Here is a 23,752-nt window from a genome sequence, read left to right as displayed (position 1 = left end):
AAAGTATAAGTATGAGCAAACAGCATAAAGGAGTAAGAGCAGCAGCTAAAACAAGCGGGGATAAAAAGAGCTTTAAAGAACAGGTAGGGGCACTTAAGAACCTGCCCAAGTTTTTCAGGCTGATCTGGAACACCAGTAAAAGCATGACCATTGGCAACCTATTGTTGCGACTGGTTAAAGCCTCGTTGCCGCTGGCCATGCTGTATGTGGGCAAACTGATCATCGATGAGGTGATACGGCTGATCGACGTGACCGGCGAGCGCAACCTTACTTACCTGTGGGGGCTGGTGGCATTGGAATTGGGCCTGGCTATACTTTCAGATATCATTAACCGCGGCATTACCCTGCTGGACAGCCTGCTGGGCGACCTCTTCTCCAACAAAACCTCGGTAGCATTAATAGAGCATGCCGCCACCCTGGACCTGGCACAGTTCGAGGATGCCACCTTTTACGATAAGCTGGAGCGGGCACGCCGGCAAACGGTAACGCGTGTAGTGCTTATGTCGCAGGTATTATCGCAGGTGCAGGATATTGTTACGATCGGTTTCCTGGCAGTCGGGCTTATAACATTCAGTCCGTGGCTTCTGGCTATACTTTTCGTGGCCGTAATTCCCTCTTTTCTGGGCGAAACATACTTTAACGAGCGTACCTACTCTCTCTCCCGGTCCTGGACACCCGAACGCCGTGAACTGGACTACCTGCGCTACATTGGCGCCTCCGACGAAACCGCCAAAGAGATCAAGACCTTTAACCTCTCCGGGTTTCTGGCCAGCCGCTTTAAGCAACTCTCCGACCGCTATTACAGCCTTAACAAAAGCCTGATCGTGCGACGCGCCCTGTGGGGAAGCATGCTTTCCAGTATCGGCACGCTGGCTTATTACGGGGCATATGTGTTCATACTTACCCAGACAGTGGTTGGCGCCATTACGGTGGGTACCCTCACCTTCCTGGCTGGTTCTTTTAGCAGCATGCGCGGGTTGCTGCAGGGCATCATGACCCGTTTCTCTCAGATTGCGGAGAGTGCTTTATACTTGCAGGACCTTTTCGATTTTCTGGAGCTGAGGCCGCAGATCACGCCACCTGCAAACCCTTTAAAAGTGCCACGGCCTATTAAGCAGGGCTTCACGTTTGAGGATGTCGGCTTTAAATACCATAACAGCGAAAAGTGGGCAGTAAGGCATTTAAGTTTTCATTTGAAGGCAGGTGAGAAACTGGCTTTGGTGGGTGAGAACGGAGCCGGAAAAACCACCCTCGTAAAATTGCTGGCAAGGCTCTATGAGCCCACTGAGGGCCGTATACTTCTGGATGGCACAGACCTGCGCAAGTATGACCTGAATGACCTGCGTCACCAGGTAGGCATCATTTTTCAGGATTACGTACGCTTCCAGATGACGGCCTCAGACAACATTGCCATTGGCCAGATCAGTAACATTACAGATAAGGAACGTATTCAGAGTTCTGCCTACAAAAGCCTGGCTGACCCGGTGATACAACGCCTCCCCGATAAGTATGACCAAGTGCTGGGAAAACGCTTTAACAAAGGTGTGGAGCTTTCGGGGGGTGAGTGGCAGAAAGTAGCGCTTGCCCGAGCCTATATGCGCGATGCCCAATTACTGATACTTGATGAACCTACCTCTGCCTTGGATGCCCGTGCAGAACATGAGGTTTTTGTGCGCTTCTCTGAGCTGATCGAGGGCAAAACCGCTGTGCTTATCTCTCACCGCTTCTCCACGGTACGCATGGCCGACAGAATTCTCTTCCTGGAGCAGGGGCAACTAAAAGAGCTGGGCTCTCATGAGGAATTACTGGCGCAAAATGGCAAGTATGCGGAGTTGTTTAAGCTTCAGGCGAAGGGGTATTTGTAATTTAATTTTGAATGAGTGTTTGTGTGGATGAGTGGATGTGAACTTTAGTTCTCGATTGTACTAGTTTATGAGCTTTCGGTGAACGATTAACACACCCCTAGCCCCTCTCGAGAGGGGAATTACCTCCCCCAGCCCCTCCTAAAAACAGGAGGGGTGTATCTGCCATTAAAAATATATACTTGCTAGCCAGCTTCTATAGCCTTTTACTAAGAAGTGTCAATCCCAGCCTTTGGGTGGGGGAAGGGACCCTCGATAAAGAGCGCCTTGTAGCTGTTCCGGTGCCCGCTAGGGCAGCCAGAGCAGAGCTAAAGAGAGCCCATACCCCCGGCTGCTTCAGGTACACAGCGCGATGCCAAAAGGCGAGGCCACGCTTAAAGAGGGCCCCTACCCCCACCTTGAGCGCATCAAAGACAGATGTGAAACGATAAGTAAGTAAAACTAAGGATAAACTGCAGCTAGATAGAAATGTAATAACTTTATTTCTCAAGCATCTATCCACGTGGAACATGCCTAAAACGGAAAGAACATTGGAAGTATAATAGACGCCAGAATCCAGAAGATAATATTTAGCGGAGTGCCTACTTTCAGGTAGTCGGAGAAGCGGTAGTTGCCGGGGCCGTAGATCATGGTGTTGGTTTGGTAGCCCATGGGTGTCATGAAGCTAAGGGACGCTGCGTAGGCTACGGCCATGATAAAGGGTTTGGTGCTAACCCCTATTTCCTGAGCCGTAACAATGGCAATGGGGGCCAGCAAAGCAGCCGTAGCGTTATTCGACATAAAGTTAGTAGACATAAACGTGATGAAGAAAACCACTGACAGCAACGCGTGAGGCCCGTACTCTCCCACCCCGTAGATCAGGTAGTCGGCCAGCAGTTTGGCAGCGCCGGTCTTCTCCAGTGCCGCCCCCATCGACAGCACCCCGGCCAGCATAAAGATCACCTTCCAGTCTATGGCTTTGTATACTTCATCTACCCGGATACACTTAAAAAGTATAAGCAGTACCACACCAGTTAAAGCGGACAGCACGATAGGCGCCAGGTTCATGGCGGCCGTTATCACCACAAGTACACTTATGATCATCACCGGAATTATCTTGCTATAATTGTAATGGCTGTGTTCTGTCTGGGAGATCAACAGGATATCGTCGTTCTGCCTCAGTTTGACAGCCTGGAACTCATTGGCAGCAATAAGCAAAACATCTCCGGAGGAAAGCTTTACGTGGGTCAGCTTTTCGTGCAGGATCTCGTTACGGTGCCGGATGGCCAGTACGGAGGCCCCGTGGTTGTAAGTCCTGAAGTCGAGTTGTTTCAGCGATTTGCCTACCAGATAAGAGTTGGGTGTAACAATGGCTTCATAGAATTTCCGGTCGTTCAGGCTTAGGTCTTTGTCTTTAAACTTGCGTTCAGATTTGAGCAATATCCCCTTTTCCTCTTTCAGCAGTTTCAGCTTGTCCACGTTGCAGCGCACTTTCAGCACGTCGTTTGCGTGCAGTACCAGCGACGGGAACACCTGAATCTTTTGCTTGTCGCGTGTTACCTGCATCACTTCTATGTCCAGGTCTTTCACGATCTGCACTTTCTCAAGCGGCACACCTACTGCCGATGATTCCGGCAACACAACGATCTCTGTGACATAATCACCCAGATTAAATGTTTCTGCCAGGTCTTTGGGTACCCTGCGGTTGGGCAACAGGTGGCGGCCAATGAAAAAAAGGTACAAGACCCCGGTTATCAAAAACCAGATACCCGCTCTCGTAAACTCAAACATCTGAAGCGGCTCCTCTCCCTGTGCTTCCGCAATGCCACTAACCAGTATGTTCGTTGAGGTGCCGATCAGGGTGCACACACCTCCCATTAAGGCACCAAAAGAAAGCGGAATAAGCAACTTGGCCGGGCTGGTGTTTATGTCGTAGCTTACCTGTATCACCACTGGCATAAGCAGTGCCACAACGGCCGTATCGTTTATAAAAGCCGAGAGTGCCCCTGCCACCAGCATTACCGAAAGCAGACAAAGCAGATAATTTTTGCGGCCGATGCGTGTAAGCATTACTCCTACACTGCTCAAAGCCCCCGATTTAAAAATTGCGGAGCTTATTATAAACATGGCAGCTACTGTTAGAGTAGCCGGATTACTAAACCCTGCAAGGCCTTCATAGGGAGTGAGTATGCCTGTTACCATGAACAGTACCATAATAATCATGGCAACAGTATCAATAGAAAACCGCTCAGTTATAAAAAGTATAACTGCAAGTGTGATAATACCCAATACTATGGCAATTTCATATGTCATAGGTGCAGTATCAGGCGATTGTATAGGAGCAGAGAACCTGTAACAGGTTTAAGTTAAGCTATATACATCTGATTTCATTGGTTTTGTTATGCAGGCATACGGCTATAAAGTATAAAGGCTATAAAATTCCGGGAAATTTTATGAGCATTCAGCTCAATACAAGCATTTAAAGCTTATTTACAGCACAGTTGGCACTATCATGCGCGGTGCGCCTACACTACTACAGATTTATACTTTACAGCCGAAACAGAAGCCGGTTTATACTTTAATAGTACCTGATAACCGATGAATGATACCATTTTTAACTTCGGTGTTTGGAGCCACAATTTGCACGCCGTTTACTAATGTATAGTCCTTTTTGCGGCATACGGTTACCTTAGTACCTGCCAGCGTTTCTATGGAGGCACCATCTTTTAAATCGCTTTCAAGGTACCGGCCTTTTAAGATATGTCCTGAAAGTATGGTTCTGATGCGTTGTGCCGGCTCACTTTTAAGACTGTTTAAATCTGCTTCTGAGGGCATCATAAAAGTATAGGCTGCATCGCCGGATAAGATGGGCGCAAGTCCTGCCTTAGCAATCAGTTCACCTAAAACAGGCTGGTTTTCTATGATATATTGCAGCATGGTAACACGCTCCTGTGCCACAAAAGCCAGTTGGTGCGCAGCCACCTGTGGCACATTCATAAAGAGAATCGCTACAGATAAAAGGGTTTTAAGGGTGGTTTTGTGGATTGCTTTCACAGGTATAAGTACTGGTTCCTAGCACTTATACGCAACTTGCTACCTTACAGCCACATAACAACAGCTGTATTTTATATAAACTCTTTAAAAAAGACGCCAGGTGGCAATCTGCTCAATAAACAAAGGCCCGGCCTTTGGCACCAGCAGCAAACTGATTACAAATCCATACACGGCGCCATAAAAGTGTGCATCGTGGTTTATGTTATCACCCATCTTTTTGCTGGAGTAGTAAGAATACACCAGGTAAAGCACCCCAAGTATAAAGCCTGGTATAGGAAGCGCTGCAAATAAGTAGATATCCTGGGTTGGGTAGAAAAGTATGCTGGAGAAAACAATGGCCGCCACTCCACCTGAGGCGCCTAAGGCACGGTAAGGCGGGTCGTTGCGGTGCTTTATGTATGTAGGGATATCAGAAACCACAATCGCCCCAAGGTAGATCATCAGGAAAAACAAAATGCCTGTGGTAGGGCCAAATACAGCTGTAAAAGTATATTCCACGTTGCTGCCGAAGAAGTAGAACGTGAACATGTTAAAGAACAGGTGCGTGAAATCGGCATGCAGGAACCCGGAGGTAATAAAGCGGTACCACGAGTTATCGCGTTGCACGGCATATGGCTGGAAAATCCACTTGTGCATCAAGTCCTGGTTTTGCCATGCGTATAGCGAAATCCCGACAGTTATGATGATAAGTATAATTGTAACGCTCATGTTCTAAGTTAGAAAGGTAAAAAGTTAGAGAGTTAGAAAGTTAAAATTGGGCACCTATTCTAACTCTCACTATTAATGGCCTCATAAGTATGACTTGTATCAATTGATCGCGCTGAAACGATAATTCACAAACCCAATATTACACCTGTGAGCCAACAATCAACAATTAAGCAATTAAACAATTTAACTATCCCGTTCCATCAGTTGCAGGGCAAGGCCACGCAGGGTAGCTTTTTGTTCTTCTGGTAAAGCAATGGCATCTAAGTGTTGCAGCGCCTTCTGGAAGTATAGATCAATGTGCTGCTCTGTCTGGTGACGGATGTTCAGTTGGTCATATACTTCGGTTACAGCCTGCACTTTCTCAGATGCAATGCTCTCGTCGGTTTTATCGCGCCAGTTGATAATGGTCTGGCGCTGCTGCTCGTTGGCCTGCTCTAGCGCCGTCAGCATCAGGAAAGTCTTTTTGTCTGAAAGGATATCCCCTCCTACTTGCTTGCCAAACTTATCCATGTCGCCGTACACATCCAACAGATCGTCGCGTAACTGGAAGGCTATACCCACATTATTACCAAATAACCTCAGGTGCTCGGCATCGGCATCGGGCGCTCCCTGAAGTATAGCACCTAGCTCTAAGCTAAAGCCTAGTAGCACGGCCGTTTTCAGCGTGATCATGTGGATATACTCCTGTATGCTGACCTGGGTACGAGTTTCAAAATTCATGTCCAGTTGCTGCCCTTCGCATACTTCGGCAGCTGTACTGCTGAACAATTTCAGTACCCTGCCCAACTTATCCTGCTCCACGTTTAGCAACAGTTCGTAGGCACGCACCAGCATCACATCGCCGCTAAGTATGGCCGTGTTGGCATTCCACTTCTCATGCACGGTTTGCTGGCCACGGCGCAGTGGGGCCTTGTCCATGATGTCGTCGTGCATCAGCGTAAAGTTGTGGAAAACCTCTACTGCCGCTGCTGGCAAAAGTGCCTTCTCGATATCATTATCGTACATTTTGGCTGCTAATAGTACCAGCAACGGACGGATGCGCTTACCGCCCAAAGCCATAATGTACCGGATAGGCTCATACAGCTCCGACGGGTTTTCGCCGTAGCGCAACATAGATAAAGTATGATGTATTCGCTCTGAAAGGATGTTGATATCCACAGGGTAATTAGTGTGTTTTTAATGTTTTGATCAGTCCCAGATCGATGGTGCGGTCATTCAAGTTAGCGCTTTTTACCTCTACCAGCACCTCATCGCCAAACGAGATGATGCGCTTGCTTTGGCGGCCAATGATGCGGTAGTTGTTTGCATCCAACTCATAGTAGTCATCGGTAATATCAGACAATCGCACCATACCCTCGCACTTGTTCTCTTCGATCTCCACAAATATACCCCATTCTGTAACACCAGACACTATTCCTTTGTACTCGTTGCCGATGGTGTCTTTCATAAACTCTACCTGCTTATACTTGATAGAGGCACGCTCGGCATCTGCGGCACGCTTCTCCATTTCAGAAGAATGCTGGCAACGCTGCTCATACTCATCCTTCTCCACCGACTGGCCACCATCGAGGTAGTGCTGCAGCAGGCGGTGCGCCATCATATCCGGGTATCTTCGGATTGGCGATGTAAAGTGCGAGTAATGCGCAAACGCAAGACCAAAGTGGCCCTCTGGCTCGGTGCTATACTTTGCCTTGGCCATCGTACGGATAGCCAGGTTCTGCAACACGCTCTGCTCTGGCTTGCCTTCAATGTCCTCGGTCAGGTTATTCAGTTCTTTCGAGATGTCGCCTTCAGGGTCTACTTTATAGCCGAACTTGCGGGCAAACAACGAGAAGGTGTTCAGCTTTTCAGGGTCTGGGGCACCGTGTGTACGGTATACCATAGTTGGACGGCGCTTGCCTTTGCCCAGGTTATACACATACTCAGCTACCTTTTTATTGGCCAGCAACATGAACTCCTCAATCAGTTTATGGGCATCTTTGCGCTCTTTAACATAAACCGAAAGCGGTTTTCCGTTCTCATCGAGTTTAAACTTAACCTCTATAGTTTCGAAGCTGATGGCACCGTTCTGGAAGCGCTTGGCCTGAAGTTTCTTGGCGATACTGTTCAGAAGATTGATCTCCTCTGCAAAGTCGCCCTCACCGGTTTCGATGCGTTCCTGGGCCTCTTCGTAAGTAAATCTTCTGTCAGAGAAGATAACCGTGCGGCCAAACCACTGATCATATAATTTACCGTTCTCATCCAGCTCAAACACCGCCGAGAATGTAAGCTTTTCTTCCTGTGGCCTTAACGAGCAAAGTCCGTTTGAGAGACGCTCAGGCAACATTGGCACCGTTCTATCCACAAGGTATACTGAGGTTGCCCTGTGGAAAGCTTCTTTCTCCAGCAAGCTGCGTGGGTGCACATAATGCGTTACATCAGCAATGTGCACACCTATCTCCCAGTTACCGTTCTCCAGTTTTCTTAAAGAAAGGGCATCGTCGAAATCCTTGGCATCTACTGGGTCAATGGTGAAGGTGGTAATGTCGCGGAAGTCGCGGCGCTTGGAAATCTCTGCGGCTGTGATCTTATCCGATATCTTTTCTGCCTCTTCCTCTACCGATTCCGGGAATTCAAATGGAAGACCATACTCTGCCATGATCGAATGGATCTCGGCTTCGTTCTCCCCAGCCGGACCAAACACCCGAATTACCTCACCTGTCGGGTTCTTGCCTGGGTCTTTTGGCCACTCCACAATTTTCACCAGCACCTTGTCGCCATTCTCGGCATTATTCAAGCCACGCTCCCCAACAAACACGTCGAAGTATAGTTTTTTGAAGTCTGGCACCACAAAGCCGAAGTTCTTGGAAAGCTGCATGATGCCCACCAACTCGGTGCGTGAGCGTTCCAGTACCTCCACTACAATACCCTCGGCACGTCCTCCCTGGAAGGTTGGCAATACTTCTACCTTCACCAGGTCGCCATCCATGGCATACTTCAGGTGTTCCCTGAAAACGCGCACATCCTCGTCCGTCTCCTCCGACACGATGTAGGCATACTTGTTATTGGCCAGGTCAACACGGCCTGTAATAATGTTAACGCGCAGGTTCATTTGATACTTATCGCCGTCTACCAGCAACAGCTTGTTTTCCCGTACAAGCGTTTTAAGAATATCAGAAACTGTTTCGCGGCCTTTTTTATCTACCACACCCAATCTGCGGTAGATCTGGCGCATGGTAAAGGCAATATCAGGGTTGTTGGAGAACGATTCCAGCACAATGGTTTTGGCTGAGCGGCGCTCTCTTTCCTTATTTTTCTCTCTTCTGGATGATTCGCGACGCGATGACTCGCCTCTGTTGGATGAACCTCTTTTTGATGACTCTCCTCTATGGGAGTTTTCTCTTTCACTGCGGCTGCTTTTGTCTTTGCCGCCTCTTTTGGTGTTTTTACCTTTCATGTAACTTCGTCAAATCTGGCAAGCAGCCTGTTCAGGCTGTCGCTTTCATTTACAATCTTTAGCTTAAATAGTTTAGAACTACTATACGCCATTAAAGGCGCTTTGGCTAAAGCTTATACTTATTTGACCTCAATTTATATAGAAATTTCTATATATGGGGGATTGATAAGGATTTATACTTTTAGGCTTTTGCAATAGGGCATAAAGCATAAAGCTGCAGTAGCGGGTATTCCCCTCTTAAGAGCAGGATTATTTCATTCTATCACATTTGTCATCCTAAAAGGATCTTGGTTACTGGAAGTATAGCCTTAACCTCTCTTCTACCAAGTCTCCCCGAATCGAGTTCGGGATTTGCAACTTAACAGAATGACAGACCTATTTACACGTTTTTATAAGAATGAAATGCTTCTACTTTTGATAGAGGTTAGATTGTATCAATCGTTTACTAACTCCTTTGGAGAGCCTGAAGTATGCTTGATAACTTCATCTAAAGCAATGTCTATTTACAGGCAATGGATCACATCCGATTGCTGATTATGCGTTCGTGGGGAAGTCGCAGAAATTACCTCAGTCAAAAATTACATAACCTCAGCCCGCATTGCTTCGCGTTTCTCCTGCGCTTTAATAATATCCTCCGGCTCACCTTTTGGTATGGCGTTGATAAGCGTGCGGGTATACTCTTGCTGCGGATTCTGGTATAGTTGCTCCGGAGTGCCGCTCTCCACTATCTGGCCTTTGCTCATCACAAGTATACGATCCGACATATACTTTGCTACCGACAAATCGTGGGTGATAAAGATGTAGGTGATCTGGAATTCGTGCTTGAGTTTATTGAGCAAGTTAAGTACCTGTGCCTGCACCGACACATCCAGGGCTGAAACAGATTCATCGCAGATGATGCATTTTGGTTGCAAGGCTAAAGCGCGGGCAATGCAGATTCGTTGACGCTGGCCACCCGAAAACTCATGTGGATAACGCTGGAAGTGCTCTGGCATAAGTCCCACTTTTTCAAGCAGTTCCATGGTTTTAACTTTGCATTCTTTGTCGTTTTTGTAGAGTTTATGCACAATCATTGGCTCCATAATGGCCTCACCCACGGTGTGCATCGGGTTAAGCGAAGCGTATGGGTCCTGAAAGATCATCTGGAAGTCACGGCGGCTTTTGCGAAGCTCTTCCGAGCCAAGCTGCGCTATATCACGACCATCGAAAATGATGCGGCCTTCTGTGGGTTCTACCAGCCTGAGCAAGGTACGCCCCAAAGTAGTTTTTCCACAACCTGACTCCCCTACCAAGCCAATGGTTTCGCCGGACATTACCTCGAAACTAACACCATCCACAGCCTTTACATAATCGGTGGTGCGGCCAAAAAAGCCTTTTTTTATCGGAAAGTATACTTTCAGGTTCTCCACCTGCAACAGCGGCGGCTTCTGCTTGTTCTCTTGCTGATGCTTAATATCTGTAACCGTGCCTACGTATTCATTTACCACATCCACCAACGACGGTGCATGTACTTCCTTCTTCCTTTCGATGATGTTGCCGAATTCATCCTCCACCATAAAATCTGCTACTGTTGGAAGTATGGATTGCGGCTTAGCCGACAGCTTTGGCCGGCAGGCAAGTAGACCTTTGGTATAAGGGTGCTGCGGATTGGTGAAGATATCCATTACCTTGCCCTGCTCCACCAGCTTGCCTTTATACATCACAAGTATGCGGTCGGCTATCTCGGCTACAACACCAAGGTCGTGGGTGATGAACAGCACAGCGGTGTTTTCCTTTACACGAAGTTCATCTATCAACTCCAGCATGCGTGCCTGTACCGTTACATCCAAAGCAGTGGTCGGCTCATCGGCGATAAGTATACTTGGTTCGCAGGCCATAGCCATGGCAATCATCACACGCTGTTTCTGCCCACCCGAAATTTCATGTGGATAAGCATCGAAAATTTTCTCCGGACGTGGCAGCCTGGCTTTCTCAAAAAGCTGAATGGTGCGTTCCTTGGCCTCTTTTTCCGAAAGATTGGTGTGCAGCAACAAAACTTCGGCTACCTGTTTTCCACAAGTATAAACCGGGTTAAGTGATGACATCGGCTCCTGGAAGATCATACTTATCTCATTGCCGCGTATCTGTTGCATCTGTTTTTCAGGCAATTGAAACAGGTCCACTTCCCCAAACTTCTCCGACTGGAAAATGGCCTCCCCTCCTGCTATCCTGCCTGGTGGTGTATTTATCAGCCGCATCACCGACAGCGATGTAACCGATTTACCAGAGCCGGACTCTCCTACTATGGCCACTGTCTCACCAGGGTATACTTCAAAAGACACTTTGTCCACAGCCTTCGTTGTGCCGCGGTGTGTGGAGAAAACGGTTTCCAGGTCGGTTACTTTTAGTATGGGAGTTGGTGTTTCCAAGGGTAAAATGGGTTAATGCTTTTGGTAAAAATAAGAGTTTTTAGCTAATTCTTGATTGTTTGTTTCTGATAGTTTAGCTACATAAAGAGTAAGGTGATTTCCGCCGTTGTTGGTGTTATCACCAACAACTTATATCGAAAGTCCCGCTTCAGCCCCTGTAGTGCGCCAGAAACCCAAACTCATCAACATTCTCATGATAAAACCGAGCGGAGGAGTAAAAGTACTCCTCTGGCAACTCTGCTAACCGCCACTTTTCCTGAACAGGATTGCTATGGATGTAGTCCAGTTTCTGCTCCGTAATAGCGATCGAGTAGCAGTAGACAGAAAGCGGGTTCCGCTCCCAGAGTTGGTACTGCCTGTCTTTGGCTCCCACAAGAAACTTCTCCAGTACCGCAGGGTGGTGTTGCTTCAGATCTAACTTTATCTGTTGCGCAGTATACTTCAAAAAATCCCGTTGCACATCCTCACGCTTGTGCGGCTCCTCCATTTTCCAGAGCAGGTGAATGTGGTTCGGCATGATCACGAAGCCATATACTTTCACGCGCTTGCTCTCCACCAAGAAGCTCAGGCTGTTAAGGATAATGTCTTTATACTTGTCTGGCTTCAGCAGGTACTTCCACTCTAGTATTGTAGCAGTGAAGAAAGCTATGTGTTGCTGCTCGTGCATATGGGGCAAAGTGATTATTAGTTGTTGGTGATAACACCAACAACGGCGGAAGTTCTTGATTGTTTGTTTCTGTTAGTTATGATATGAGTATTAGAGTTTAATAGAAAGTTACAGAAACAAAAAAAGGCTGCTCCACATGGAACAGCCCCTCTTTTATACTTTACAGCTCTTATTACATTCCCTGCTGTTGCTCTACAGTTTTGTGCTCTGGCTCGTGGTGTTCTCCGAAGAAACGCTTCTGGTTGAACAGGATCAGCAGCACACCAATGAATATGGCAGAATCGGCTACGTTGAAAATCGGCCACAGCGACATAGGTTTACCACCGAAAAGCGGAACCCAGTGCGGCACGATGCCCTCCCATATATCGATGTAGAACATATCGATTACCTGCCCATGAAACCATGGCGTTGCAGCGCCATATGGGGCATTATCAAACCATACGCCATAGAATGTGCTATCGATCAGGTTGCCGATGGCACCGCCAAGTATAAGCGCTATACACCAGATCAAACCTTTTGGCGCTTTGTGCTTAACCAGGTAGTATAAATAGTAACCAATACCAAACATGGCCACCAAACGGAACAGCGTAAGTATAAGCTTGCCATAATCAGAGCCAAGCTCCACGCCAAAGGCCATGCCCGGGTTAAGGGTATAATGTAGCTTCAGCCAATCTCCTATCAAATGAATCTCACCCGGCAAGCCCATCTCCATGTTATAATGCACGATCAGCTTTACCACCTGATCCACAATAATCACGGCCAGTGCCGCCATGTAGTATTTCCAATATTTCATATACGTTTCTTTGGCAGCTTCTTCATGAAGCATGTATTGCATTTCAGGCATCACGATTTATTTTAAGCTAATGAGCTGCTGTAATATACTTGTTGCAAGTATAAAAGCACCGGAAAGCCTTTTTAGTTTCCGGTGCTTTTAATATTTAACTTACTGATTTTCCGTCAGTTTGTATGTTGATCAACACTTTATAGTCGTCGATGTCCAGGAGGGTAGCATTTTCCAGCTGCTCTACTATGTCCAGCGTAAGGGCCTGCGTTTCGGCACAGATGTAGGCGCTATAGTTTACCACAGCCAGGTTTACCTCTTCATCGGCACGCTGCATGTAGATGTGGATCTTATCCTGTACCTCCAGGTTGCTGTCTTTACGCAGGTTCTGGATGCGGTTAACAAGGTCACGGGCTATACCTTCCTGCTTTAATTCTTCTGTGATGGTGATATCCAGGGCAACGGTCAGTTTGCCTTCGCTGGCAACCAACCAACCTGGTATATCCTCTGAAGTGATCTCTACATCGTCTGGCGTCAATACAGCTGTCTCGTCATCGGCCAGCATGATCTCGTAACCACCCTCACGCTCCAGGTGCGCAATATCGTTCTGGTTCATTTGCTGTACGGCGGCCGCTACCAGTTTCATCTTAGGTCCGAACACCTGGCCCAGCTTTTTAAAGTTAGGCTTGATCTTCTTCACCAAAATGCCCGATGTATCGTCGATGTACTCAATGGCCTTCACGTTTACCTCGCTCATGATCAGGTCGGCAACAGCTTCGATCTGGTGCTTCATTTTTTCGTTTAGCACCGGAATCAGGATGCGCTGCAGCGGCTGACGAACCTTGATCATCTGCTTTTTACGCAGCGAGTGCACCAAAGAAGATACTGTCTGAGCCAACTCCATGCGCTCTTCCAGATCCTTGTCGATGTCGGTTTTCTCTACTTCAGGGTAGTAAGCCAGGTGTACCGACTCTTCCTTGTGCTTGTTGCTTACAGCATTCAGGTCGCGGTATAGCTGCTCCATGTAGAATGGCGCAATCGGGGCCGCAATTTTGGCGATAGTTTCCAAGCAAGTATAAAGCGTCTGGTAAGCAGCGATCTTATCCATGTTGTACTCGCCTTTCCAGAAACGCTTGCGGTTCAGGCGCACATACCAGTTGCTCAGATCATCAACCACAAAATCCTGTATCGCACGGGCTGCGCGCGTTGGGTCGTAATCCTCGTAGTAGGCATCTACGTTTCCGATCAGCGTGTTCAGCTTTGAGATGATCCAACGATCAGACTCGGTACGCTGCGCCATTGGCACATCAGCCTCTTTGTATGTAAAGTTATCCAGGTTGGCATACAGCGCGAAGAACGAGTACGTGTTCTGCAAGGTACCAAAGAAACGGCGCTGTGTTTCCACTACACCCTCGGGGTTAAACTTCAGGTTATCCCATGGCGGTGCATTCGCGATCATGTACCAGCGCACGGCATCCGGGCCATAGGTACCGATCATCTCAAACGGATCGATGGCGTTGCCTAAGCGCTTGCTCATCTTGTTACCGTCTTTGTCCAGCACCAGACCATTGGCGATCACGTTTTTGAAGGCTACGCTATCCTCCAGCATTACAGCCAGGGCGTGTAGTGTAAAGAACCAGCCGCGTGTCTGGTCTACACCCTCGGCAATAAAATCGGCCGGGAAGTTCTTCTCAAAGATCTCTTTGTTCTCGAACGGGTAGTGCCACTGTGCATAAGGCATGGCACCAGAGTCGAACCATACGTCGATAAGGTCTGTCTCTCTGTACATTGGCTTACCCGACTTGCTTACCAGCACGATGTTATCTACGTAAGGGCGGTGCAGGTCCGGCACTTCCACAAACTCGTTCATCACACCGGCTTTCACCGCCTTGTCGATCTCAGAAGTAAGGTCAACAATAGAGCCAATGCAGATCTCCTCTTCCCCGTCCTCGGTTCTCCAGATTGGCAGTGGCGTGCCCCAGTAACGTGAACGCGACAGGTTCCAGTCTACCAGGTTCTCCAGCCAGTTACCAAAACGGCCTATACCCGTAGATTCCGGTTTCCAGTTGATGGTCTTGTTCAGTTCAATCAGCCTGTCCTTAACAGCTGTAGTTTTGATAAACCAGCTATCCAACGGATAGTATAAAACTGGCATATCAGTTCTCCAGCAATGCGGATAGGTGTGCTCGTATTTCTCTACTTTAAAGGCTTTGCCTTCTTCTTTCAGTTTGATGGCGATCTTTACATCCGTTGGCCTGTACTCCGGAGACGACTCATCTTCTTTGGCATAGTTCTTCACATACATGCCGGCAAAGTCGGTGATCTCAGGCACAAAACGTCCCTGGCGGTCCACGATCGGAACCTGCTTGCCATTTTCGTCCGTGATCAGTAGCGCAGGTATGTCGTTCTGAGCGGCTACTCTAAAGTCGTCTGCACCAAACGTTGGCGAGATATGCACAATACCGGTACCGTCTTCCGTGGTCACATAATCGCCGATGATCACCCGGAAAGCAGGCTTATCAGGCTGCACGTATGGCATCAGCTGGTGATACTCCACTCCATCTATGTCGCGGCCTTCAAACTCCTCTACAATTTTATAAGGAATCAGTTTATCGCCAGAGTTATACTCTGCCAACTCAATATCAGCTGCCTTCGGGTTGAAGTAGCGGCTTACCAGGTCTTTGGCAAGTATAACCGAAATAGGCTCGTAAGTATACTGGTTGTAGGTCTGTACTTTTACATACTTGATATTCTTGCCCACTGCCAATGCAGTGTTACCCGGTAAAGTCCATGGGGTAGTCGTCCAGGCCAGGAAGTATACCTGCTCATCCTCACGCTCGAACAGGAACATGTTGCGCGTGATGCGCTTCACGGCAAACTGCGCCACAATGGTAGTGTCTTTTACCATTTTGTAGCAGCCAGGCTGGTTAAGCTCGTGCGAGCTAAGGCCGGTGCCTGCAGCCGGAGAGTATGGCTGGATAGTATAACCTTTGTATAGGTAACCTTTATCATACAGCTTCTTCAGCAGCGCCCAGCACGACTCGATGTACTTCCTATCGAAGGTGATGTATGGGTTGTCCAGGTCAACCCAGTAGCCCATTTGCTCGGTAAGGGTGTCCCACTGGTCTTTGAAGCGCATTACCGTTTCGCGGCAACGCTGGTTATACTCCTCAACCGTTATGCGTTTGCCAATATCTTCTTTCGTAATGCCAAGCTCTTTTTCAACCTGAAGTTCTACCGGAAGGCCATGTGTGTCCCAGCCGCCTTTACGGTTCACGTGGAACCCTTTCAAGGTTTTGTAACGGCAGAAAATATCTTTCACGGCACGAGCCATCACGTGGTGAATACCCGGGGTACCGTTCGCAGACGGCGGACCTTCATAAAACACGAACGGTGTGTTGCCCTCGCGGGTGGCCACCGATCTCTCAAAGATGTTGTTCCTTTTCCAGAACTCCAGTACATCCTCGCCTACTTTGGCGTAATTCAGATTTTTATACTCGTTGTACTTCACCGTTTACAGGTTTTTTATCTTCTTCCAGAATAACTTCTTCAAACTTTAACTTCAACTGATTCAGGTCAAGCTCTTCGTCCTCGTGCTCCAGGTAGAACTCGTCGTAGTGCTCAATCAGGGCGTAAGGGTCGTATTTATACTTGCCGCTGTCGAAACTCATCAGCAAAGTTGGCAATATAATCAGGTTTGTGAATAATGCAATCAGTAAACTCACCGACATCAGCACGCCCAGGGCTTTTGTGCCTCCAAATTCAGAGAAAGCGAAGATCACAAAACCAAAGAACAGGATCACCGAAGTATAAACCATACTTGTACCGGCTTCTGTTAGACTGGTGGTGATGGCCTTGCTCACGTTAAACCCATTTGTAAGCAACTCACTTCTATACTTTGCCAGAAAGTGTATGGAGTCATCGATGGCGATACCAAGGGCAATGCTGAAAATAAGGGCTGTGCTTGGCTTTAGTGGGATGTTGAAAAAGCCCATCAAACCACCTGCGATCAGCAATGGTATCATGTTCGGAATCAGTGATATTACCACCACCCTCGCAGACTTAAACAACAAGGCTATAACTAAAGTTACCAACACAAAGGCTAGTATAAGGCTACTGCGCAGGTTGTTGATAAGGTACTCGTTGCCCTTAATGAAAAGCAACGTGGTACCAGTAAGACTAACTGTAGTCTGTGCACCTGAGTCATCCCGGGTAAAGGTCATGGTGTTGCCTTCCTCTGCCACCGACACGCCCTCACCACCATAGATCTCGCGCAACTCCGGCTTGATCTTATTGATGATAAGGGTATCCAGCTCTCTTGAGCCGGCATCGGCCACTTTCAGGGAAATTCGCGCCTGCTGTCCGGTGCTGTCTACGAAAGAACGCAGCATCCGTTGGTTGGCCCCCTCGCCTTGCTTTGCCAGGTAACTGAAGATGAAGTTGCGCTCCGTGTTATCCGGCAGACGGTAAGAACCAGGGTCACCGCCGTAGAATGCCTGTGTGGCCGTTTTTACCAAGCCAACAACCGAGATCGGTGCGGAAAGTATAGGTTGCGTTCGCAGGAAATTTTCCAGTTTGTTGATCTTGCCCAGGTTTGGCAAACGCATTACACCTTGCTTTACCCCGGTGTCAATGATGATCTCGAGCGGCATTACCCCATTAAAGTGATTCTCGAAAAAGGCAAGGTCAGAATTTACGCTACTTTCCTCGGGCAGGTCGTCTACCATGTACGACACCGTTTTCACTTTATAGATGCCATACAGCGATAGCACCAGGGCAAGGGAGGTAAAGAAATACACCAGAGGGCGCTTACGGTGCACAATAGAATCAAAGTACTCCAGCAGTTTGTTCAGTGGCCTTGCATCCAGGTGGCGCAGTTGTCTTGGGCTTGGAGGCGGCAAGTATGAGAACACCACCGGGATCAGCACCATACTCATCACAAAAGTTACGAAGATGTTGATACCGGCCACCACGCCAAATTCGTAAAGTATGGCTACATGCGTAAACGTGAATACGATAAAACCAATGGCCGTTGTCGTGTTTGTTACCAGATTTACCACGCCTATCTTGCTGATCACCCTTGAAAGGGCCAGTATCTTGTTGCCGTGCTTGCGGTAATCGTAATGGTAGCGTGTGAGCAGGTACGTGGAGTTAGGTATACCTATCACCACCAATATGGCAGGTATAAGCCCGGTAAGCAGAGATATTTTATAGTCCAGCAGTGCCAGGGTGCCCATAACCCACACCACCACCAGGCTGATCATGAGCAGCGGAAAAATTACAGCATAGAAAGAGCGGAAGAACAGGAATAGTGTTACGCCGGTAACCAACAAGGCCAGCAGCAGGAACATTTTCATCTCAGCCGCAACTTTCGTTGTCATGATGGCGCGCACAAACGGCAGGCCGGCATAATGCAGCTTGATACCTGTCTTTTTTGTAAAGGCCTCGGTGTGCTCCATCACGTTGTCCATCACCTCCACCCGTCGCGCCGAGTTAAGGTAAGCAGGATCAACGGTTACCGCTAAAAGGGTGGCTCCTGTTTTTTCGTTGATGATCTGGCCGTCGTAAAAGCCCTGGTTCTTTACAACTTGCATCAGGCTGTCGAGCTCTGGTTGCGTTTCTGGGAAAGATCCGAAAATCTGTGCGGTGTCGAATTTACGTGCGGCAGTGTCTTTAACAACCTGCAACAGCTTCGGCAGCGATATCACGGCTTTTACGCCTTCCACCCGCCGCAACTGCTCCGATAAAACCTTAAGTTCCCTGAAATTGTCCAGTCGGTATACTTTGCTGTCCTGCATACCAACAACCAGTATGTTGCCGTCTTCGCCGAAGGTTTGCTTAAACCGCTGGAAGTACTGCATGTCCACATCTTCCGGCGACACGACATTGGCAAAATCGTAAGACATTTCTGCGTCTTTGGCTTTGTAAGCCATAAAAGCAGTAAGCATGGCCAAGACAATGAGAAGCCTCAACCTGTTTTTAATTATAAAAATGGCAATCTTATTCCACATGATCAGCTACAATTCGGCAAAGGTAGGCAATTTTATACACTCATATGGTTTTCAAAGTATAAAGGTGTTAAAACAGAGAAGATTTCCAGCCTAAGGAAAATAAAAAGAGCAGCCCCGTCATTGAAGCTGCTCTTTTATATCCATTCTCAAGTTTAACTCTTTTTACCGGACGCTGCCGAACTGGCCGTTTTGTTTTCAGGAACGCAGTTTGGCACTTCTTTTCCGTCTTTTTTCTTTGTGCCTACCGGTTCATAGCCCTTCCAGCATGGGTTGTTGTTTTTCATGCTTTTACTGTCAGATTTAGACGATCCCATACTTATATACTGGTTGGTTTAATAAAGTATACGTTTATCCTGTTCGCTTCAGTTTAACCACTTGGCAAAGCCCCTTTTTGTTTTAGTTAATCAGCTAAACAATGCCGTAACCGTATGTGGACAAAGTATAAAAACAAAGCCGCCAGTATCACCAGACCCACTTTTTATACTTCACTTTCAACATAACTACCCCTTTCAATCTTGAGATCGGCTTACAGTGTATTTTCAAACCCTGATTTCAGATAACTTGTGTTATACTTTTACTCATGTAACGAAATGTATGTGTATAAATATTGGTTAAAGTGCAGCAGTGTTTCCTATAAGCCAATTTAGTCGCAATTTGTACACAGCCTGAAATGTGCAGTATACAAGTATAGCCTAAAGTATATTTTACATAAGTTATACACTTAATGACATAAAACGCCAAAAACAAAAAGATCCTAACATAACCTGATTACTTGGAAATGGCATGGATAGATAGGTGATTTGAAAGTATAAATTAAAAAAAGCCCCGATCACTTTCGTGTGAACGGGGCTTTGCCAGAATTTCCGATCCTACATACGATCAATCCATTCTTTTATTTCATGCTTTGTTTTACCGATCTTTTGCTGCATCCGGCCCAGCCATTCGTCCTGTTTGCCCTCCTCATACATCAGATCATCATCGGTTAGATCACCGTACTCCTTCTTTATCTTGCCCTTTACTTCATTCCAGTTGCCTCGGGCTCTATATTCGGCTTCTCTCATAGTTTTATAACATTGATTAATAATCTGATAACGTACTATAAGAGCAAGAGTTCAGGGTACAGGAAGAAGATATACTATAGGTATGTAAAGCCGCTACTCCCGATTAGTTGAAGGGCATTTTCTCCATTAGCATCTAAATACAAAATACAAACGGCTTTACAGCAACCCCAATGTATGAACGCTATTAGGGGTTGCTTTAAGTCTAATTTTAAGTAGTCATGGCTGGTTTTGCCTGCTCTACCCTAAAGGCAGGAGCCTGGTAATCCTGTGGCAGGTAATGTGCAGGTATAGTTACCATGTTGCCGTCGCGTTGCGCCCTGTAATGTGGTGATAGAATCTCAATGCCAGCCTCGTTAAACTTATCCTGAATATTCTGGTGGATATTGGAGTAGATCAACGCCATTTTACCAGCCGTGAAAGTATAAGCATTAAGTTGATAACTTACATAAAAATCGTCCAGGCTGGTTTGCAGCACAAACGGCGAAGGGTTTTTCTCTACATCCGGACAGGCCAAAGCAGCATCGATCAGCGCCTGATGCACCTTTGGCCACGGCACATCATAACCAATCGTTACAGTGGTGTGCAGTACCAGCCCTTTTTCGTTTGCCTGGCTGCAGGTGGTAAAATTAGTCGTGTGGTTATTCAGGATCATGGCGTTCGGGATGGTAATGTCCTCGTTCTTTATGGTCCGGACACGGGTTACAAGCAGTGTCTTTTCTACCACATCTCCTGTTATGTCCCCTATCTTAATGCGGTCCCCGATCTTAAACGAACGCATATAAGTTAGCACAAACCCTGCCACCATGTTGGCAATGGCAGATGAAGAGCCAAGCGAGAAAAGTATACCCAGGAATACCGACACACCCTGAAAGATTGCGGAGTCTGAGCCTGGCAGGTATGGCCATATTACCACAAACATAAATGCATACAACAAAAACCGTATGATGTTGTAAGTAGGCCTTGCCCAGTCTCTGTAGAATCCGGATATCTCCAGTTTTCCTTCCTCAACCTCCCCTGCCAGGAACTTGATAAACTTGACCACATAATGGGTAACGACTATAATCACCAGTATGGTTAGCAGGTTCGGGATGTAGTTGATAACCCCCATGGCTATTTTGCGCAGCGGGCTTATGATGTAGAACATCAGGGTTTCAGCGTAACCCTGCGTCCAGGGGAAGATGCTGAAAAGTATAGGCAGAAGTATGTAGAAAAGTATGAATACCGTAACAACCCGGATAAACTTGGCAACAGTAAGTATAACGGTGGCTTCTCTTTCCGGGGTTAGAATCTCGTAATTCTGAATTTTAAATCCTTTAAGTCTCTTCCCCTGCTGCTCTTCAATTTTGAGGAAAACGAACTTGAAAAACTTGTTTACATATTTGATAACAAAGTAGAATAGCACCAACACCAGGATAGCCATTCCTATCTCCAGCAAGATCGTCTGCAGGCTGTTCTGCTTGGCCGATTCTTCCACAGCTGTCCGGATTTTTGCAGCATACAGTTCGGCCAATTCTTCTCTTGGCCTCTCGGCTATTGCAGCGTCTGCATCGGTCACGCTTATTATTATTCTATCTAGGTAACTAACCTCAGTTGTAAGTACATTATCTTCTACCCTTACTGAGTCCGGTGTATAAAAACGTTCCTTGCTAAGTTCTGCTATTCTTTTGCTTACGGCCGCAGCACGCTCCTCTCTACTAAAAGAGCCTACCGGATTAAATACGTAGAACAATGTATCGCGCTCTAGCACAACTGGTGCACCCAACTCCTGTACTACCTTTGGTGTTGGCGTTGATTGTGCGCTTAGCTGACCTGCCCAGAACAGCGCCATGAAACATAGTAAAACTCTGATTACTCGCATTAGTAGAGATGTGAATGAATCCTTTAATCTACAAAAAATTATTTTGTGCTATACTTATTGTATTGCTATCTCTCTATTTTCTGGTTTATATGTGTGTATAAACCTTTTAATACAACAATACAGAATAACCTTAACCGTTGTATATTAAACAGTTGCATACAAATAAGCTGAAGTTTTATCAACAACCCGGGATTTTTGCTGTTACATATACAAGCTGTAAATAAAAAAGGCAGCACCATAACCCTGGGCTGCCTTTTAAGTTCTATTTTGTGGCTTTATGCTAACTTCTCAAACACGCTTTTGAAGCTCACTGCCTTCTCGATGTAACCTTTCAGTTCGCTGATAGGCATACGTACCTGCTCGCGTGAATCGCGGTCGCGCACGGTTACGGTGTCGTCTTCCAGTGTCTGGTGATCCACGGCGATACAGAACGGCGTACCAATCAGGTCCTGACGCGTGTAGCGCTTGCCAATGCTGTCGCGCTCTTCATAGATCATATTGAAGTCATACTTCAGCGCATCGAATATCTCGGTTGCTTTCTCTGGCAGGCCGTCTTTTTTGGTAAGCGGAAGTATGGCTGCTTTAACCGGAGCCAATGCCGGGTGGAACTTCAGGAAAGTACGTGACTTTGTGCTATCCCCTTCTGTGATTTCCTCTTCCGTGTAAGCATTGCAAAGTACCATCAGGAACAGGCGATCCGCTCCGGCCGATGTCTCGATCACGTAAGGGATATAGTTTCCGTATGGCTTGCCGTCTTCGTTCAGGTCGTTGTCGAAGTACTGCATTTTCTTGCGGCTCAGTTCCTGGTGCTGGCTCAGGTCAAAGTCGGTACGTGAGTGTATACCTTCTACTTCTTTAAATCCGAACGGGAACTTGAACTCGATATCTACGGCTGCGTTTGCGTAGTGCGCCAGTTTTTCGTGGTCGTGGTAGCGCAGGTTTTCTGCCGGAATGCCAATGGCCTGATGCCATTTCTTACGGGTTTCTTTCCACTGCTCATACCATTCCATCTCAGTGCCAGGACGTACGAAGAACTGCATCTCCATTTGCTCAAACTCACGCATACGGAAGATGAACTGGCGTGCCACGATCTCGTTACGGAAGGCTTTACCGATCTGGGCAATACCGAAAGGCACTTTCATGCGGCCTGTCTTCTGCACGTTCAGGAAGTTTACGAAGATACCCTGGGCTGTTTCCGGACGCAGGTAAATCGTATGGGATTCCTCGGCCACAGAGCCTACCTGCGTGGAAAACATCAGGTTGAATTGGCGTACTTCCGTCCAGTTGGCTGTGCCGGAAATCGGGCACTTGATGCCTTCGCTTAAGATCAGGTCGCGAACACCGTCCAGATTCTCATCTTCCAGCAGTTTGCCCATTTCGGCCAGCAGTGCCCCGGCTTCCTCCACTTTGCCCTCTGCCTCATACTGGGCTGCTTTATCCTCAATCAGAACATCGGCACGGTAACGCTTCTTCGAGTCTTTGTTGTCGATCATCGGGTCGTTGAAGCTGTCCACGTGACCGGACGCTTTCCAAACCAGCGGGTGCATAAAAATGGCCGCGTCCAAACCTACCACATTCTGGTTCAGCTGCGTCATGCATTTCCACCACAGGTTTTTGATGTTGTTCTTCAACTCCACACCCATCTGGCCATAATCATACACGGCCTGCAGGCCATCATAGATATCACTGGACGAGAATACGAAGCCATACTCCTTCGCGTGGGAGATAATATCTTTTAACTGTGCGTTTTCTACAGTTGCTTTTTCTTGTGTTGCCATGCTGCAAAGATAGCTTTTTAGTGTTTTATTATGCCAATTGGTGTTTACAGTTTTTATCAGGGTGGCCTTCTCTTGCTTACATCCGAACAATTTCAGGCTTAGACGAGGCTTTGTTTCCGTATGTTAACAATTTCTTAACACAGGGTTTA

The 23,752-nt window shown here is 47.2% G+C and carries 15 protein-coding genes; 1 reads left to right on the top strand and 14 read right to left on the bottom strand.

From position 1 onward, the window contains the following. Positions 1–11 precede the first annotated feature (11 nt). Positions 12–1,865: an ABC transporter ATP-binding protein gene (locus tag AC4BAP_RS01295; protein ID WP_490580804.1), complete on the top strand. Its 1,854-nt coding sequence runs from the start codon at positions 12–14 to the stop codon at positions 1,863–1,865. 510 nt (positions 1,866–2,375) lie between these two features. Here the strand turns inward: AC4BAP_RS01295 and AC4BAP_RS01290 are convergent. The 14 genes from AC4BAP_RS01290 to AC4BAP_RS01225 all read right to left on the bottom strand — a co-directional run bounded on the left by AC4BAP_RS01290 (position 2,376) and on the right by AC4BAP_RS01225 (position 23,603). After that, the gene (locus tag AC4BAP_RS01290; RefSeq protein WP_490580803.1) at positions 2,376–4,154 is read right to left on the bottom strand and encodes an SLC13 family permease; all 1,779 of its coding nucleotides are present in this window, start codon (positions 4,152–4,154) and stop codon (positions 2,376–2,378) included. A 258-nt stretch (positions 4,155–4,412) separates the two neighbouring features. Further along, positions 4,413–4,895 carry a fasciclin domain-containing protein gene (locus AC4BAP_RS01285; RefSeq protein ID WP_490580802.1) on the bottom strand — a complete coding sequence of 161 codons (483 nt, stop codon included), beginning with the start codon at positions 4,893–4,895 and terminating at the stop codon, positions 4,413–4,415. Positions 4,896–4,979: 84 nt separating this feature from the next. Beyond that, positions 4,980–5,603, bottom strand: coding sequence for a rhomboid family intramembrane serine protease (locus tag AC4BAP_RS01280; protein ID WP_490580801.1), 624 nt, complete (start codon positions 5,601–5,603; stop codon positions 4,980–4,982). A 183-nt stretch (positions 5,604–5,786) separates the two neighbouring features. Beyond that, entirely contained in the window at positions 5,787–6,761 is a 975-nt protein-coding gene (locus tag AC4BAP_RS01275) for a polyprenyl synthetase family protein (RefSeq protein WP_490580800.1), read from the bottom strand. Between the two features lie 7 nt (positions 6,762–6,768). Further along, a complete protein-coding gene (rnr, locus tag AC4BAP_RS01270) occupies positions 6,769–9,039 on the bottom strand; it encodes a ribonuclease R (RefSeq protein WP_490580799.1) in 2,271 nt (756 codons plus the stop codon). Positions 9,040–9,617: 578 nt separating this feature from the next. Further along, positions 9,618–11,447, bottom strand: a complete 1,830-nt coding sequence (locus tag AC4BAP_RS01265; RefSeq protein WP_490580798.1) for an ABC transporter ATP-binding protein — start codon at positions 11,445–11,447, stop codon at positions 9,618–9,620. Between the two features lie 148 nt (positions 11,448–11,595). Beyond that, positions 11,596–12,114 carry a transposase gene (locus AC4BAP_RS01260; RefSeq protein ID WP_490580797.1) on the bottom strand — a complete coding sequence of 173 codons (519 nt, stop codon included), beginning with the start codon at positions 12,112–12,114 and terminating at the stop codon, positions 11,596–11,598. 172 nt (positions 12,115–12,286) lie between these two features. After that, positions 12,287–12,907 carry a lipoprotein signal peptidase gene (locus AC4BAP_RS01255; RefSeq protein ID WP_490580796.1) on the bottom strand — a complete coding sequence of 207 codons (621 nt, stop codon included), beginning with the start codon at positions 12,905–12,907 and terminating at the stop codon, positions 12,287–12,289. Between the two features lie 145 nt (positions 12,908–13,052). Next, positions 13,053–16,406, bottom strand: a complete 3,354-nt coding sequence (gene ileS, locus AC4BAP_RS01250; RefSeq protein ID WP_490580795.1) for an isoleucine--tRNA ligase — start codon at positions 16,404–16,406, stop codon at positions 13,053–13,055. After that, positions 16,387–18,828, bottom strand: a complete 2,442-nt coding sequence (locus AC4BAP_RS01245) for an efflux RND transporter permease subunit (protein ID WP_490580794.1) — start codon at positions 18,826–18,828, stop codon at positions 16,387–16,389. Before AC4BAP_RS01245 ends, ileS begins: the two co-directional genes overlap by 20 nt. 230 nt (positions 18,829–19,058) lie before the next feature. Beyond that, the gene (locus AC4BAP_RS01240; protein ID WP_490580793.1) at positions 19,059–19,190 is read right to left on the bottom strand and encodes a hypothetical protein; all 132 of its coding nucleotides are present in this window, start codon (positions 19,188–19,190) and stop codon (positions 19,059–19,061) included. A 585-nt stretch (positions 19,191–19,775) separates the two neighbouring features. Then, positions 19,776–19,967, bottom strand: coding sequence for a CsbD family protein (locus tag AC4BAP_RS01235; protein ID WP_490580792.1), 192 nt, complete (start codon positions 19,965–19,967; stop codon positions 19,776–19,778). Between the two features lie 208 nt (positions 19,968–20,175). Beyond that, on the bottom strand, positions 20,176–21,795 hold the full coding sequence (locus tag AC4BAP_RS01230; protein ID WP_490580791.1) for a mechanosensitive ion channel family protein: 1,620 nt from the start codon (positions 21,793–21,795) through the stop codon (positions 20,176–20,178). Positions 21,796–22,100: 305 nt separating this feature from the next. Beyond that, positions 22,101–23,603, bottom strand: coding sequence for a glycine--tRNA ligase (locus AC4BAP_RS01225; RefSeq protein WP_490580790.1), 1,503 nt, complete (start codon positions 23,601–23,603; stop codon positions 22,101–22,103). Positions 23,604–23,752: the final 149 nt, after the last annotated feature.

Source organism: Pontibacter sp. GD7, from assembly GCF_058216375.1.
This window is presented reverse-complemented; position numbering and strand designations above follow the sequence as displayed.